At 68.1% G+C, this 14353-nt stretch carries 14 protein-coding genes and 1 tRNA gene; 7 read left to right on the top strand and 8 right to left on the bottom strand.

What is annotated here, in order from left to right; translation table 11 throughout:
* Window positions 1-51: 51 nt before the first annotated feature.
* The 4 genes from DDE13_RS19845 to DDE13_RS19860 all read right to left on the bottom strand — a co-directional run bounded on the left by DDE13_RS19845 (window position 52) and on the right by DDE13_RS19860 (window position 2704).
* Window positions 52-945, bottom strand: coding sequence for an SDR family oxidoreductase (locus DDE13_RS19845; RefSeq protein WP_111405978.1), 894 nt, complete (start codon window positions 943-945; stop codon window positions 52-54).
* Between the two features lie 138 nt (window positions 946-1083).
* Window positions 1084-1554 carry a 23S rRNA (pseudouridine(1915)-N(3))-methyltransferase RlmH gene (gene rlmH, locus DDE13_RS19850; RefSeq protein ID WP_111405968.1) on the bottom strand — a complete coding sequence of 157 codons (471 nt, stop codon included), beginning with the start codon at window positions 1552-1554 and terminating at the stop codon, window positions 1084-1086.
* Window positions 1555-1563: 9 nt separating this feature from the next.
* Window positions 1564-1905: a ribosome silencing factor gene (gene rsfS, locus DDE13_RS19855; protein WP_111405979.1), complete on the bottom strand. Its 342-nt coding sequence runs from the start codon at window positions 1903-1905 to the stop codon at window positions 1564-1566.
* A gap of 142 nt (window positions 1906-2047) precedes the next feature.
* A complete protein-coding gene (locus DDE13_RS19860; protein WP_111405969.1) occupies window positions 2048-2704 on the bottom strand; it encodes an SOUL family heme-binding protein in 657 nt (218 codons plus the stop codon).
* 298 nt (window positions 2705-3002) lie between these two features.
* Here DDE13_RS19860 and leuC point away from each other — a divergent pair, with 298 nt between their 5' ends.
* The 7 genes from leuC (at window position 3003) to DDE13_RS19895 (ending at window position 9224) form a co-directional block, all read left to right on the top strand.
* Window positions 3003-4427 carry a 3-isopropylmalate dehydratase large subunit gene (gene leuC / locus DDE13_RS19865; RefSeq protein WP_111405970.1) on the top strand — a complete coding sequence of 475 codons (1425 nt, stop codon included), beginning with the start codon at window positions 3003-3005 and terminating at the stop codon, window positions 4425-4427.
* A 27-nt stretch (window positions 4428-4454) separates the two neighbouring features.
* Window positions 4455-4982: an HdeD family acid-resistance protein gene (locus DDE13_RS19870; RefSeq protein WP_111405971.1), complete on the top strand. Its 528-nt coding sequence runs from the start codon at window positions 4455-4457 to the stop codon at window positions 4980-4982.
* Window positions 4983-5038: 56 nt separating this feature from the next.
* Window positions 5039-5644 (top strand): 3-isopropylmalate dehydratase small subunit, encoded by a 606-nt coding sequence (gene leuD / locus DDE13_RS19875; RefSeq protein WP_111405972.1) that lies wholly within the window; start codon window positions 5039-5041, stop codon window positions 5642-5644.
* A 38-nt stretch (window positions 5645-5682) separates the two neighbouring features.
* On the top strand, window positions 5683-6810 hold the full coding sequence (locus DDE13_RS19880) for an endonuclease/exonuclease/phosphatase family protein (protein WP_111405973.1): 1128 nt from the start codon (window positions 5683-5685) through the stop codon (window positions 6808-6810).
* 80 nt (window positions 6811-6890) lie between these two features.
* Window positions 6891-7997 carry a 3-isopropylmalate dehydrogenase gene (gene leuB / locus DDE13_RS19885; RefSeq protein ID WP_111405974.1) on the top strand — a complete coding sequence of 369 codons (1107 nt, stop codon included), beginning with the start codon at window positions 6891-6893 and terminating at the stop codon, window positions 7995-7997.
* A gap of 111 nt (window positions 7998-8108) precedes the next feature.
* Window positions 8109-9098: a DMT family transporter gene (locus DDE13_RS19890; RefSeq protein ID WP_235868789.1), complete on the top strand. Its 990-nt coding sequence runs from the start codon at window positions 8109-8111 to the stop codon at window positions 9096-9098.
* A gap of 49 nt (window positions 9099-9147) precedes the next feature.
* Window positions 9148-9224 (top strand) — tRNA-Pro (locus tag DDE13_RS19895).
* A 594-nt stretch (window positions 9225-9818) separates the two neighbouring features.
* On the opposite strand, the gene DDE13_RS19900 is transcribed toward DDE13_RS19895, so the two are convergent.
* From DDE13_RS19900 to DDE13_RS19915, 4 genes are all read right to left on the bottom strand, one after another.
* On the bottom strand, window positions 9819-10988 hold the full coding sequence (locus tag DDE13_RS19900) for a lipopolysaccharide biosynthesis protein (RefSeq protein ID WP_111405975.1): 1170 nt from the start codon (window positions 10986-10988) through the stop codon (window positions 9819-9821).
* Window positions 10989-11123: 135 nt separating this feature from the next.
* Complete coding sequence (locus DDE13_RS19905; protein WP_111405976.1) at window positions 11124-11594, bottom strand: YtoQ family protein; 471 nt, start codon at window positions 11592-11594, stop codon at window positions 11124-11126.
* Window positions 11595-11657: 63 nt separating this feature from the next.
* Window positions 11658-14063, bottom strand: coding sequence for a phenylalanine--tRNA ligase subunit beta (gene pheT / locus DDE13_RS19910; RefSeq protein WP_111405977.1), 2406 nt, complete (start codon window positions 14061-14063; stop codon window positions 11658-11660).
* An 85-nt stretch (window positions 14064-14148) separates the two neighbouring features.
* On the bottom strand, window positions 14149-14353 hold a 205-nt coding region (locus DDE13_RS19915), incomplete at its 5' end, for a hypothetical protein (protein ID WP_162631120.1).

The following is a 14353-nucleotide window of genomic DNA, read 5'->3' on the forward strand; positions in this document are numbered from 1 at the left end:
GCCGCCGCGGCTGACCCGGAACCGGACGGCCCCGCCCGCGACCGGGCGGGGCTATTCCGCGCTGCGCGCCGTGGCCGCCGCGTCTTCCGCGGCCAGCAGGGCAGCCAGCCCGCTGCGGTAATCGGGATAGTGCAGCGTCACGCCAAGGTCGCGCAGCATCTTCGCGTTGTCGACCCGCTTGCTTTCCGCGTAGAAGCTGCGCGCCATCGGGGTCATCTCGGCCGTCTCGAAATCCTCGCGCGGCGGTTCCGGCAGGCCCAGCAGATAGGCGGCATGGGCCAGCACGTCCTGCGGCGGCGCGGGGTCATTGTCGCAGACATTGTAGACCGCCCCCGGATCTGGCCGGTCGATGGACGCCGCCAGCACCTGCGCGATGTCGTCCACATGGATGCGGCTGAACACCTGCCCGGGCTTGACGATCTGCCGCGCCGTGCCGGCCCGCACCTTGGCGAAGGGACCGCGCCCGGGGCCATAGATCCCCGCCAGCCGGAATATGTGCAGCGGCAGCCCGGTTTCGGCGGCCAGTTGCCGCCACTGGTCTTCGGCCATCACCCGCAGGCGGCCGCGCCGCGTCGCGGGTGTCAGCGGCGTCGTCTCGTCCACCCAGCCGCCGCCATGGTCACCGTAGACGCCGGTGGTCGACAGGTATCCCGCCCACGCCAGACTGCCCGCCACGCCGCGCAAGCCGTCACCCAGGGCCGCGATGGCCGGGTCGCCATCGTCCGTCGGGGCGGCGGACACCAGCAGATGCGTCGCCCGGCGCAGCGCCGGCGCGGGGTCGTCGCCGGGCAGAAGCGCCGACACCCCCGCCGCGTCCATCGCTGCCGCCTTGGCGGGGTCCCGCGTGGAGCCGGTCACGGCCCAGCCGCGCGCCAGCAGAATTCGGGCGAGTGCCTGCGCCGAATAGCCGTGGCCGAAGGAAAAGAGATGCGGTCGTGTCGTCATGCGGGCACCCTGCGCCAGCCGCGCGGCGACCTCAAGCGCATGTGGCGCGCATCCCTGCGCGCCCGCGCGATCCCTGCCGCCCGGCGGACCTGCCCGCGGCACGGCCCGCACGACGGAAACCGCCCCGAACGCAACGCCTCAGCCCCGGTGATAGGGCCCGCCCGCCAGGATCGACGCCGCGCGGTACAGTTGCTCGGCCAGCATCACCCGCACCAGCATGTGCGGCCAGACCATCGGCCCGAAGGACATCCACCGGTCGCAGCCATGGCGGAACGCGGGGTCGAACCCGTCCGCGCCGCCGATGAAGATGGCAAGCTCCGACCGCCCGGCATCGCGCCATTCGGCCAGCTCCGCGGCGAAATCGGGCGAGCTCATCATCCGCCCCCGTTCGTCCAGCGCCAGCCGCACCGCACCCTCGGGCGCCGCCCGGTCCAGCATCGCCGCCTCCTCCGCCGGGCCCCCGCCCTTCTTCGCCTCCACCTCGGCCAAGGCAAGCGGCCCGAGCCCGAGCCCGCGGCCCGTCCGGTCGAATCGCATCCGGTAATCGTCGAAAAGCGCCCGTTCGGGGCCGGTGCGCAACCGGCCCACGGCGCACAGTGTCAGCTTCATGCGGCGGTCTCAGCGCGCCGATGCGCCGGGCAACTGCCACATCTTTTCAAGCTGGTAGAACTCGCGCACCTCGGGGCGGAACAAATGCACGATGGCATCGCCCGCGTCGATCAGCACCCAGTCGCCCTGATCCTTGCCCTCGACCTTGCAGGCCACGCCCAGATCGTGCTTGAGCCGCTCCAGCAGCTTGTCGGCCATGGCAGCCACCTGCCGGGACGACCGTCCCGACGCGATCACCATGAAATCCGCCATCTCGGTCCGACCCCGCAGGTCGATCGAGACAACGTCTTCGGCCTTGTCGTCTTCGAGGGAAGAAAGGATGCGCGCGAGCGTGTCGTCGCTGTGCGCCATGTCGGAAAGGCCGTGCGCGGCCCCCGCGTGTGCGGCCCCGACCGAGACCGCCTGGGCTGTATGAGACAGGACCATGTCCTCCGTTCTGATGGGCGCCGGACCCGGCGCAATGGAGTCAGGATACCATTGCCGCGCTGGTTTCTCAATCCACAGCCGCGTGACGGGCATCGGCCCGCATTGCCGCGCTTTCCTCGGCCACCACAAAGGCCACTTCGTTGCGGCGGTTGAACGGCAGCGTGAACGGATCGTCGTAGAAATAGAACCGCGGCGCACCCTCCAGCACGACGCCCTCGGCCGCGGCCCAGGACCGCAGGGCCTCCGTCTGCGCGGCCAGTTTCGCGTCCGTCCAGAAGCCGGAGAACCGGATTACCGCCTGCGTTTCCGCCTCGGTGCGCGTGAACCGGATCGCATCGTTCTCGGGCGCGGGCAGGCTGTCCATGTCGAACGATGCCGGCATCATGAACTGCACGTCCCACGTCTCGGCCTGCGGGTCGGCTGGAAGCTGCGTGACGGGTGCCGTCATCGCCACCTTCTCGCCGCCGTCGTTCTTGCCGAAGATGTAGCCCGCCAGCACGCGAAAGCCTCGCCCCGCCGCGGCCTGCCGGTCGCCGCGCACGCGGACCTCGGCCACCACGTGCGGATCATAGCGGCGCAATTCCACCGCGCCATCGCTGCGGATCACCGAATAGGGGGGTGTTTCATATCCCTTGTACATTTGCGCCTCCGATGCGGCGGCGATCCCGGCCACGGCCAGAAGCGCCGCAAGCCCCAGATGGGTCAGATGGGTCGTCAAAGTCATCGCGCTGTCCCGTTCCCGTTTTCAAAGACTACGCGGTGCGACGCCGGTCGGATCACTCGCGCGCGATGCCGCCGGGACCCTGACCGCGACGGCACGGCGCTTGATCGCGCGCAGCACAGGGGATAAGTGCGATCCATGACGATGGTATTCGATATCGGCGACCGGGCCCGCCTGCCATGGCGGTTCCACGGCCAGACCCGGACGGCGACGGCGCGGCCATGACGCGGCGCGCTGCCGCCATGCGCGCAGCGCCCCCTCCGCGCCACCCATCCTGACATCACACCGGGAGAGGAACATCATGACCGCCCCGAAGACGCTTTACGACAAGATCTGGGATGCCCATCTCGCCCACGAGGCCGAGGACGGCACCAGCCTGCTCTATATCGACCGCCATCTCGTGCACGAAGTCACCAGCCCGCAGGCCTTCGAAGGGCTGCGCATGGCGGGCCGCACGGTCCGCGCGCCGGAAAAGACCATCGCGGTGCCCGACCACAACGTCCCCACGACCGAGGATCGGCTCGGCGGCATCAAGAACGAGGAAAGCCGAATCCAGGTCGAGGCGCTCGATACCAACGCCAAGGAATTCGGCGTCCATTACTATCCCGTATCGGACGTGCGGCAGGGGATCGTGCACATCATCGGGCCGGAACAGGGCTGGACCCTGCCGGGCATGACCATCGTGTGCGGTGACAGCCACACCGCGACCCATGGCGCGTTCGGCGCGCTCGCCCATGGCATCGGCACGTCCGAAGTGGAACACGTCCTCGCCACCCAGACCCTGATCCAGAAGAAATCGAAGAACATGAAGGTGGAGATCACCGGCAAGCTGATGCCGGGCGTCACCGCCAAGGACATCACCCTGTCGGTCATCGGCCACACCGGCACGGCGGGCGGCACCGGCTATGTCATCGAATATTGCGGCGAGGCGATCCGCGACCTGTCCATCGAAGGCCGCATGACCGTGTGCAACATGGCGATCGAGGGCGGTGCGCGGGCTGGCCTGATCGCACCCGACGAAAAGACCTTCGCCTACGTGAAGGGCCGCCCCCACGCGCCGAAAGGCGAAGACTGGGACAAGGCGATGGAATGGTGGTCCACGCTCTACAGCGACCCGGATGCCCATTGGGACAAGGTGGTGACCCTGCGCGGGGAAGACATCGCGCCGGTGGTGACCTGGGGCACCTCCCCCGAGGACGTCCTGCCGATCACGGGCCGCGTGCCGGATCCGTCCGATTTCACCGGCGGCAAGGTCGACGCCGCGCGCCGGTCGCTCGACTACATGGGCCTCAAGCCCGGCACGCCGCTGTCCGAGATCGAGATCGACACGGTCTTCATCGGCTCCTGCACCAACGGGCGGATCGAGGATCTGCGCGCCGCCGCCGCGATCCTGAAAGGCCACAAGATCAAGCCGGGGCTGCGCGGCATGGTCGTGCCCGGTTCCGGCCTCGTGCGCGCACAGGCCGAGGAGGAAGGGCTGGCCGACATCTTTCGCGACGCGGGCTTCGAATGGCGGCTCGCGGGCTGTTCTATGTGCCTTGCCATGAACCCCGACCAGCTCGCCCCCGGCGAACGCTGCGCGGCCACGTCCAACCGCAACTTCGAAGGCCGTCAAGGCCGCGGCGGGCGCACCCACCTCATGAGCCCCGCCATGGCCGCCGCCGCGGCGATCACGGGGCGGCTGACGGACGTGCGCGAATTCTCGCGCGAACCCGAACCGGCCTGACCTGCCAGCCCCCGAAAGGACTCTCCCATGGCACTCTGGACCAAGTGGCTCATCCTCGGCATCGCCTCGGTGGTGTTCGGGATCTTCGCGCTCGGCAACGCTGTCGCGGCGTCCATCGCCGTCACGCTCGTCACCGGGCTGCTGCTTATGGTGGCGGGCGGCGTGCAGATCTGGCTGGCGATGGGCGAAGACGGCGCGCGCAAGGTCTGGTCGCTCGTCCTCGGCGCGGTGACGCTGCTCTTGGGCCTGTCGTTCATGGTCAATCCGCTGGGCGGCACCGTGTCGCTCGCCATTCTCGTGACCGTGCTTCTGGTCGCCGGGGGTGTCGTGCGGCTGGTGCTGGCATGGGCCATGCGCGACACGCGTTTCTTCTGGCCCATGCTGCTGTCAGGCGCGCTGACCGTGTTGCTGGCGGCCTATATCCTCGCCAATTTCGCGGCCGTGTCTCTGGCGCTCATGGGCATCCTTCTGGGGGTGGAATTGCTGTTCAACGGCGCCGGGCTGATCGTGCTGGCGCTTTTCGTGAAATCGCAGGGGTCGGACGGCGCGCGCTGATCCGGTCCGACACGAGTCATATGCGAGTCATATGAAAGTCATACGGGAATCATACGATGGAAAAGTTCGATAAACTCACGGGGATCGCGGCGCCGCTGCCGATGATGAACGTCGATACCGACATGATCATCCCCAAGCAGTTCCTGAAGACGATCAAGCGTTCGGGTCTGGGCGTCAATCTCTTCGACGAGATGCGCTATGATCAGGATGGCAATGAAATCAGCGACTTCGTGCTGAACAAGCCCGCCTATCGCAACGCTCAGATCCTTGTCGCGGGCGACAATTTCGGCTGTGGCTCGTCGCGCGAACACGCGCCCTGGGCGCTCCTGGATTTCGGCATCCGCGTCGTGATCGCGCCGAGCTTCGCGGACATCTTCTACAATAACTGCTTTAAAAACGGTATCTTGCCCATCGTCCTGCCACAAGAAGACGTGGACAGGCTGATGGACGATGCCGCCCGCGGCGCCAACGCGACCGTCACCGTGGATCTGGAAAACCAGACGATCAGCGGTCCCGATGGCGGCACCATCGCCTTCGACGTCGATCCGTTCCGGAAACACTGCCTTCTCAACGGCTTGGACGATATCGGCCTGACACTGGAAAAGGCCGCGGCCATCGACGCGTTCGAGGTGCAGGCCGCCGCCGCACGCCCCTGGGTCTGATAACCGGTCCTTAACGCAACGGGGGCGAAGCTCGGCGTATGATCGCCCGGCTCGTCCTTTGCCTTCTGTTGCTCGCGTCACCGCTGCGCGCCGATGACGGCGTGCTGCGGCTCGCGGTCTATACCGTCGAAATGGACCGCACCGGGCCGGGCCTGCTGCTGCGGGACCTGAAGCGGGGCGATCCGGAGGCCGATGCGGTCGCGCGCGTCATCGCCCATGCCGACCCGGACGTGATACTGCTCCTGCGCTTCGACTACGATGCCGACGGGCTCGCGCTTGGTGCTTTCGCGGATCTACTGTCCTCACATGGTGTTGATTATAAACATCATTTCGCGCTTCATCCGAACGCAGGCCGGATGACCGACTTTGATCTCGACGGGGACGGAAGGTTGCGCGGCCCCGGCGACGCGCAGGGCTACGGGCTGTTTGCCGGTCAGAACGGCATGGCGATCCTGTCGAAACTGCCCATCGACACCGCGGCGATGCGTGATTTCTCCGATTTCCTCTGGCGCGACCTGCCCGGTGCGGTTCTCCCGACATACCCCGATGGCACGCCCTTTCCCTCCGCTGCAGCCCAGTCGGCGCAGCGCCTGTCCAGCATCGGGCATTGGAACGTGCCGGTGATTCTGCCCGATGGTGGTCGGCTGCATCTGCTGGCTTGGCATGCCACGCCGCCGGTATTTGACGGACCGGAAGATCGCAACGGCCTGCGCAACCGCGATGAAATCCGTTTCTGGCAGGTCTATCTCGATGGCGGGCTTGGCCCTGCGCCGCCCGCCGCACCCTTCGTGGTGCTGGGCAATGCCAACAACGATCCCAAGCGCGGCGACGGGCTCGATGCGGCGATCACCGGTCTGCTGCGCCATCCGGCACTTCTGGATCCGCGCCCGGTCAGCCAGCTTGGCGCCGCAGGCGGCGTGCCCGAAGCCACCGTGGCCTGGGACGTACCCGATGCGCCGCCCATGATGCGCGTGGATTACCTTTTGCCATCCGCCGTGCTCGACGTGCAGGGGGCAGGCATCGTGTGGTCGGCACCCGGTCCCGACACCGAGACACCGTCGGAACCGGACACCGGGACAGGCTCCCGGCATGGACTGGTCTGGGTCGATATCGTCCTGCCCCCACCCGCAAGGCGCATTCTTGACCCCCCGCAGGGGAGCGGCTAGGCACCTGCGTGATCCGGTTGGCGTGCGTTCTGCGGCCCGCGGCGCGGTGGACCGGCCCCATGCACGAAGGAACCCCCGCGATGTCCAATCCATCCCTTCTGATCCTGGCCGGCGACGGCATCGGCCCCGAGGTCATGGCCGAGGTGCGCCGGATCATCGACTGGTTCGGCGACAAGCGCGGGATGGCGTTCGACGTGACGGAGGATCTCGTGGGCGGTTGCGCCTATGACGCCCATGGAACGCCGCTGCATGACGACACCATGGCCAAGGCACAGGCCGCGGATGCCGTGCTGCTCGGCGCCGTGGGCGGGCCGAAATACGATGCGCTCGATTTCAGCGTGAAGCCCGAACGCGGGCTTCTGCGCCTGCGCAAGGAAATGGACCTGTTCGCCAACCTGCGGCCCGCGCAATGCTTCGACGCGCTTGCCGACTTCTCCTCGCTCAAGCGCGAGGTCGTCGCCGGGCTCGACATCATGATCGTCCGCGAACTGACCAGCGGCATCTATTTCGGCGAACCCCGCGGCATCGTCACCGAAGGCAACGAACGCGTCGGCATCAACACCCAGCGCTACACCGAATCGGAAATCGACCGTGTCGCGCGGGCCGCGTTCGAGCTTGCCCGCAAGCGCGGCGGCAAGCTGTGCTCGATGGAAAAGGCCAATGTCATGGAGTCCGGCGTGCTGTGGCGGGAGGTCGTCACGAAGATCGGCGCCGCCGATTACCCGGACGTCGAGCTCAGCCACATGTATGCCGATGCCGGCGCCATGCAGCTTTGCCGCTGGCCGAAGCAGTTCGACGTGATCGTCACCGACAACCTGTTCGGCGATCTGCTGTCCGATGCCGCCGCCATGCTGACAGGCAGCCTCGGGATGCTGCCATCGGCCAGCCTTGGCGCGCCGATGGACAACGGGCGGCCCAAGGCGCTTTACGAACCCGTCCATGGCTCCGCCCCCGATATCGCGGGCCAGGGCAAGGCCAACCCGATCGCCTGCATCCTCAGCTTCGCCATGGCACTGCGCTATTCCTTCGATGCCGGGAGCGAGGCCGACCGGCTGGAAGCCGCCGTGGCACAGGTACTGGCCGACGGCGTGCGTACCGCGGACCTGATGGGCCCGGACGGTGGCACGCCCGTCACAACGACCGGCATGGGCGATGCCGTTCTCGCGGCGCTTGACGCGAGTCTCTGAAACGCCTCCGGTTCACGGGATGCGGCGGCAATTCCCCGCCGCCGCATTCTCGCGTCTTGCTTGAAGGACGTGTGAGCGGTAACAGGGCGAAAATGCTGCGGGGATCCGCCCATGACCTTCGCCCAGTTGTCCACGAGCGCCCGCGGCGCCCTGCTTGCCCTGGGCGCCTTCGCGCTGTTCTCGGCCCATGATGTCATCGTCAAGTCGCTCGGCGGGAACTATTCGCCGGTCCAGATCGTCTTCTTCAGCGTCCTGTTCAGCTTTCCGCTGCTGACACTGCTGCTGGTGCGCAGCAAGACCGAGGGCCATTTTCGTCCACGCCACCCGTGGTGGAGCCTGATCCGCACCATCGCCGTGATCGTGACGGGGTTTTCCGCGTTCACGGCATTTTCCCTGCTGCCGCTGGCCCAGACCTATGCACTTCTGTTCGCCACGCCGCTGCTGATCACGATCCTGTCGATCCCTGTTCTCGGGGAGCGTGTCGGCCCGCACCGCTGGGCCGCCGTGGTCGTGGGCCTCTGCGGCGTGCTGATCGTCCTGCGCCCCGGTGCGACGACGCTGCAACTGGGCCATGTCGCGGGTCTGTGTGCCGCGGCGGGATCCGCGACCGCGTCGATCATCGTGCGCAAGATCGGGCAGGAGGAGCGTAGTTCGGTTCTCTTGCTGTTCCCGCTGCTGGGCAATCTCGCGGTGATGGGCGCGGCGCTGCCATTCGTGTACCGGCCCATGCCGATGCCGGACCTTGGCGCGGTGGTCGCCATCGCCATCCTGTCGATCGCGGCCACCAGCCTGATCATCTTCGCCTACCGCACGGCCGAGGCTGCCGTGGTTGCGCCGATGCAGTATTCGCAGATCGTCTGGGCGACGATTTTCGGGTGGCTGGTCTTCGCCGAGACGCCTGACGCCGCGACGCTGGTTGGCGCCGCCGTGGTGATCGCAAGCGGGCTCTATATCCTCATGCGCGAAAGCGGCGCGCGCCGCGCCGACAACCAACCCGTTCTGAACACCGGCACACGCCACGATTCCGGCACCTTCCCGGGCGTGAGCACATTCATCGAAGACGGCAACAACACATCGCCCGGTATGGCCAGGGACCCCTGATTTGACCGCTTGCAAATCGGCGGCAACGCGATTAGTCCGCTCGCACGGTCGGAGTGTAGCTCAGCCTGGTAGAGCACTGTCTTCGGGAGGCAGGGGCCGGAGGTTCGAATCCTCTCACTCCGACCAATTGGAATTTCCCCGAAAAGAATCGTGTTGGCCGTTCGCGGCTGACGGGTCTTTAACAGCCGGCTGGCTCGCCCGTTGCACGCCGCTGGCTGGCCATCGGGCGGGTCCGTTCCCGAAACCACGGGCATGGCGGTCGTGGTTCGGCGCGTGGCACCAGCGCGTGCGCCAGCCGATCAGAAAAATCCTCGAACCGAAAATGCAGCGGGCGCGGCTGCGACAGCGGCGTGATCCCTTCCGGGCTATCCGTCCGCCTCACCTCGGCCCGTCTGAGCGGCCGACGTGGGCGGACCGCGCGTCGCGCCGAGGGATCAGGTTCCACGCAAGCGTCGCGCAATGACGCGATGCGGCGTTCGGGATCCCCGCCGATCCGTTGCCGGACGCAAGGTCGCGTGCCATGATCCTGAGCGCTTGCAAGTATCGGCTTTCGACGGAATCACCGGCGGTGCCGCGCCCCAGCGTTGCGCCCCGATTGCCGCCGGATCATCGCTCTCGGGCGTCTTGTGCAGGGACATGATGGTGCCGCAGCCCGCAACGGGCAGACGCTTTCGGGCCATGAGCGGCGTCACACAAAGATCGTGGAGAGCCAGCAGGCGCTCAGGTCCCGGCGGCGACCGGGCGCAGCGCCCGGATCTCGGCGCGGGTGCGTATCGCCAGCACCCCGTACATCAGAACGGCCGACAGCCCGTAGCCGAGGGCCGCGTCCGTGGCCCCAAGTGGTGGCACGAGAAGCACCAGCAGCACGATCTGGATCGCAGCCGTCACGGCAAGTGTCGCGAAGAGCGGCACGTTCCGGCGGCTGTATTTCAGCACCGTCGGCGCAAAGCCGAAATACATGGTGAAAGCCGCGGCAGCCGCGAAAATGCGCAGCGGCCAAAGCCCGTCCTCGACGAACTCGGGCCGGAACACCGTCAGGATGGGGCGGGAAAAGGCGCAGATTGCGGCCAGCACAGCAACGAGGCAGGGCAGCAGCCAGCGCCGCCGCCGCCGCGCCAGCGCCTCCATTCCCGACCGGCTGCCCCGGTCGAGACAAAGCGCGATCTCGCGGGCGTAGCCGCGGTTCGTGGACGTGGACAGGACCAGCATGAGCCCGACGATCGTGGCGGCGGTCGCATAGGCCTCGACCGCTTCGGGCGGCGCCCCCAGCCAGTCGAGCGCGATGATCCCGGTCTGGGCAAGCAGCGCCGCCGCTATCATCCAGCCGATGCCCCAAGCGCCGACTGCCATCAGCCCCCTCAGAGCAAGCCCGAAAACCGGTGCCAGAAGGACAAGCCCAAGCGCAACGGCAGGGACCGCCAGCCGGACCATCGCTTTGGCGAAGCGTACACCGCCGACGGCGGTGACGCATTTCAGCCCCATCTGCGCCAGCACTCCGACGGGCAACACCACCAGTGCAAGCAGGAAAACGGCCCGCGCGGGATCGCCGAGATCGCGCAGGCCGAACGCCCAGGCGCATGCCAGCACGGCGACAAGCAGGGTTCCGCGCCCCGCACGGCGCCGGGCGAAGCGCAGGAACCCGCGCAACCCTGACCACTCGGCACGCCGGAGCATCGGCGGCAACACCCGCACCGCCAGCTTGTCGGAACCGAGCGGCGCGACCCGGACCAGAAGCATGAAGATTGCTGCCGTGACCGCGAAGGTCTCGAACGCCTCGAGGCTGAGGGACCGCGCCAGCCGCGCGGTCAGCACCGTCATCATGATCTGACCTGCGATCGCGGTCAGCGCCAGCCACGCACTCTCACGCGTAGGTGCAGGCGGCGCGGTCATCGGCGCGATCCTCGCTCGGCGGGTTGCGTGTCACCGATACCCTATACACGTACCCGTCGCATGGGAACCGTGCGGCGGGCGGGATCGCGCGCCGGTGACCGGGGGGGGGGGGCGGCGCGGACCAAGGGCACGGCGTCACTCCGCGGCGGCCTGCGCGCGGTCGGGCAATGCACCGGTCAGCACGTAGCGCAGGATCTCGACCACCTGCCGCGGATCCTCGGCCACGGCCAGCGCCGCGGCGTCCACCTCTTTCAGGGCGTGCTGGTGTTCGGGGCTGTGCAGCACGATCAGCGACTTGCCGAGCGCCGCTGCGTAACCCGCATCAAAGGCCGCGTTCCACTGCTTGTATTTCTCGCCGAACCGCACGACCACGATATCGGCGGTCTCGATCCCGCGCCGGGTGCGGATCGCGTTCAGCTTCGCACCCTTGTTGTCGTGCCAGAACTTGTCCGGTTCCGGCCCCATGATGGCCACGCCGCAATCGTCGCTTGCGGCATGGTCCGTCACGGGACTGTCGAAGGCGACGTCCAGACCCGCTGCACCTTCAACGATCTGATCGCGCCAGTCGGTGTGGATCTCGCCGGAAAGATAGACGGTCAATGTCATGTCATTCTCCCTTGCTCATGGGGCAGACCTAACCCGCCGCGCGGATCGCTCCAACCCCCGTGCTCAGCCTCGCAGCACGCCGCCGGTCGCGCGGCCCACCTTTTCGACGACCTTCGCGGCCACGGCGTCGATGTCCTTGTCGGTCAACGTCCTGTCCGTCGGTTGCAGCCGCACGGCGATGGCCAGCGACTTCTTGCCCGCGCCCATCTGTGCCGCGGCCCGGTCGCCGGTGAATTCATCGAAGACGGACACGCCGGCGATCAGCGCCTTGTCGGCCCCTGCGGCGGCGTTGACCACGTCCTGCGCCGCGACATCGGCATCCACGACGAAGGCGAAATCCCGCTCCACCGCCTGCAGATCGGACAGCACCAGCGCGGGACGCGCCGCGCCGGTCTTGCGCGGCAGCGGCAGCGCCTCGGGGTAGAGGACGAAGGCCAGCGCCGGGCCCTTCACGTCGAACTGCGCCAGCACGCGGGGGTGCAACTCGCCGAAGACCGCGATGGTCTTCTTCGGCCCCAGCCCCAGCCGCGCCGACCGGCCCGGATGGAACCACGCGGGCGCGTCGCGGAACATCTGCGGCTTGGCGGGTGCACCCAGCGCGACCATCACCGCCTCCAGGTCCGCCTTGGCGTCGAACACGTCCAGCGGACGGCGCGCCCCGTGCGGATCGCGCGGCCCCGATGCCCCCACAAGCAGCCCCGCGGCCACGGTTTCCTGCTCGCCCGGCTCTCCGCCCGCGAAGACGGGCCCGACCTCGAACAGCGACAGGTCCGCCATCCCCCGCGCCTGGTTGCGCGCGGTGGCCTGCAACAGCCCCGGCAGCAGGTCGGGGCGCATATGGGTCATCTCGGCGCTGATCGGGTTTTCCAGCCGCGCTGCATCGGTCGCGCCGAATGTCTTGGCCGCGGCTCCGTCGATGAAGCTGTAGGTCACGCACTCGTTGAACCCCCGCGCCGCCAGTGCGCGCCGCGCCGCCCCGATCCGCACCTGCATCGGCGTCAGGATCGGCTTCGGAACGCCGGCCTGTGCCCGCGCCATGGGCTGGCCCTTCAGCCGGGTCAGCGACGCGATGCGCGCGACCTCTTCCACGAGGTCGGCCTCACCCTGCACGTCGCCGCGCCATGGCGGCACATGGGCCAGATCGCCCTCGACGCAGAAGCCAAGCGCGGTCAGCGATGCGCGCTGCACCTCAGGCGCGATGGCCATGCCGACAAGGCTCTGGACCCGGTCGGTATCCAGCCGGTAGGTGCGCGCCACGTCCGGTGGGCCCCCCGCCATCACGACCTCGGACGGCTCACCCCCCGCATGGTCGAGGATCATCCGCGTCGCGTGCTCCAGCCCGATGGGCGTCCATGTGGGGTCGATCCCCCGTTCGAACCGATACCGCGCGTCGGAATTGACCTTCAGCGCGCGGCCCGTCAGCGCCGTGCGCACCGGGTCGAAATACGCGGCCTCCACGAACACGTTCACGGTGTCCTCGGTCACGCCGGTGCGCAGCCCGCCCATGACACCGGCGATGCTTTCGACACCGTCGGCGTCGGAAATCAGCGTCATGCCGGGATCGAACCGGTAAGTCTTGTCATCGAGCCCCACGAGCGTCTCATCGCCCTGCGCCGCGTGCACCCGCAGCCCGCCCCGGATCTTGTCGGCGTCGAAGACATGCAGGGGTCGGTTGCGGTCGAAGGTGAAGAAGTTGGTGACGTCCACAAGGAAACTGATGGGCCGCAGCCCGATGGCGCGCAATTGGTCCTGCAACCAGCGCGGCGAGGGGCCGTTCGTCACGCCCCGGATCAGGCGGCCATAGAACACGGGGCAACCGGCGCGGGCGTCGTCGTCGATGGTCACCGTGATCGGGCAGGGGAACGCCCCCGGCACCGGGTCGCAATCCCGGTCGATGAGCGTGCCCAGCCCCCGCGCCGCCAGGTCCCGCGCGATGCCCCGCACCCCCAGCGCATCGCCCCGGTTTGGCGTGATGGCGATCTCGATCACCGGGTCCACGCGGGCGGGATCGTGTTCGGCAAGCCAGTCGGCGAAGCTTTGCCCGACCGAGCCCGAGGGCAGTTCGATGATCCCGTCGTGCTCCTCGGACAGTTCCAGCTCGCGCTCTGAACACATCATCCCGTGGCTTTCGACGCCCCGGATCTTGCCCACGCCCAGCGTGGTGTCGATGCCGGGCACGTAATCGCCGGGCTTGGCCAGCACCACGGTGATCCCCGCCCGCGCGTTGGGCGCGCCGCAGACGATCTGCTTTTGCCCCTCGTCGGTGTCCACCATGCACACGCGCAGCCGGTTGGCATCGGGATGCTGTGCGGCCTCGGCCACGCGGGCCAGCGTGAAGCCGCGCAGCTTCTCGGCGGGGTTTTCCACGCCTTCGACCTCGAGTCCCAGATCGGTGAGCGTCTCGGCGATCTCGTCCACCGACGCGGTGGTGTCGAGATGCGACTTGAGCCAGGAAAGCGTGAATTTCATGTGGGTCGTCCCGTCGCTGCTGCGCGCCTGACCTAGCGCAGGGCGGGGACGATGTGAAGGCCGCAGCGCGGCCCGGCAGGCGGGGTCAGATCCAGCCCTGCGTGACGGCGAAGGCGACCCCGGCGATGATCGTCAGCACGACCATGCCGACCCCCGCCATGCGCCATTGCCGCGCCGCCGCCATGTCGGCATCGGCGCGGGCCTGCTGGCTAGCGGTCGCGCGTCGCGCCGCGATGGTGTCGCGGTCCAGCGCCGCCGCCCGGTCGTCCAACGCGGCCGCGGTCTTGGCG

The sequence above is a fragment of the Meridianimarinicoccus zhengii genome (assembly GCF_003254465.1).
Lineage (GTDB): Bacteria > Pseudomonadota > Alphaproteobacteria > Rhodobacterales > Rhodobacteraceae > Meridianimarinicoccus > Meridianimarinicoccus zhengii.

Excerpts from the sequence above, each read along its gene's own strand:
- DDE13_RS19845 (WP_111405978.1), bottom strand. The coding sequence starts at position 945 with ATGACGACACGACCGCATCTCTTTTCCTTCGGCCACGGCTATTCGGCG.
- rlmH (WP_111405968.1), bottom strand. The coding sequence starts at position 1,554 with ATGAAGCTGACACTGTGCGCCGTGGGCCGGTTGCGCACCGGCCCCGAA.
- rsfS (WP_111405979.1), bottom strand. The coding sequence starts at position 1,905 with ATGGCGCACAGCGACGACACGCTCGCGCGCATCCTTTCTTCCCTCGAA.
- DDE13_RS19860 (WP_111405969.1), bottom strand. The coding sequence starts at position 2,704 with ATGACTTTGACGACCCATCTGACCCATCTGGGGCTTGCGGCGCTTCTG.
- leuC (WP_111405970.1), top strand. The coding sequence starts at position 3,003 with ATGACCGCCCCGAAGACGCTTTACGACAAGATCTGGGATGCCCATCTC.
- DDE13_RS19870 (WP_111405971.1), top strand. The coding sequence starts at position 4,455 with ATGGCACTCTGGACCAAGTGGCTCATCCTCGGCATCGCCTCGGTGGTG.
- leuD (WP_111405972.1), top strand. The coding sequence starts at position 5,039 with ATGGAAAAGTTCGATAAACTCACGGGGATCGCGGCGCCGCTGCCGATG.
- DDE13_RS19880 (WP_111405973.1), top strand. The coding sequence starts at position 5,683 with ATGATCGCCCGGCTCGTCCTTTGCCTTCTGTTGCTCGCGTCACCGCTG.
- leuB (WP_111405974.1), top strand. The coding sequence starts at position 6,891 with ATGTCCAATCCATCCCTTCTGATCCTGGCCGGCGACGGCATCGGCCCC.
- DDE13_RS19890 (WP_235868789.1), top strand. The coding sequence starts at position 8,109 with ATGACCTTCGCCCAGTTGTCCACGAGCGCCCGCGGCGCCCTGCTTGCC.
- DDE13_RS19900 (WP_111405975.1), bottom strand. The coding sequence starts at position 10,988 with ATGACCGCGCCGCCTGCACCTACGCGTGAGAGTGCGTGGCTGGCGCTG.
- DDE13_RS19905 (WP_111405976.1), bottom strand. The coding sequence starts at position 11,594 with ATGACATTGACCGTCTATCTTTCCGGCGAGATCCACACCGACTGGCGC.
- pheT (WP_111405977.1), bottom strand. The coding sequence starts at position 14,063 with ATGAAATTCACGCTTTCCTGGCTCAAGTCGCATCTCGACACCACCGCG.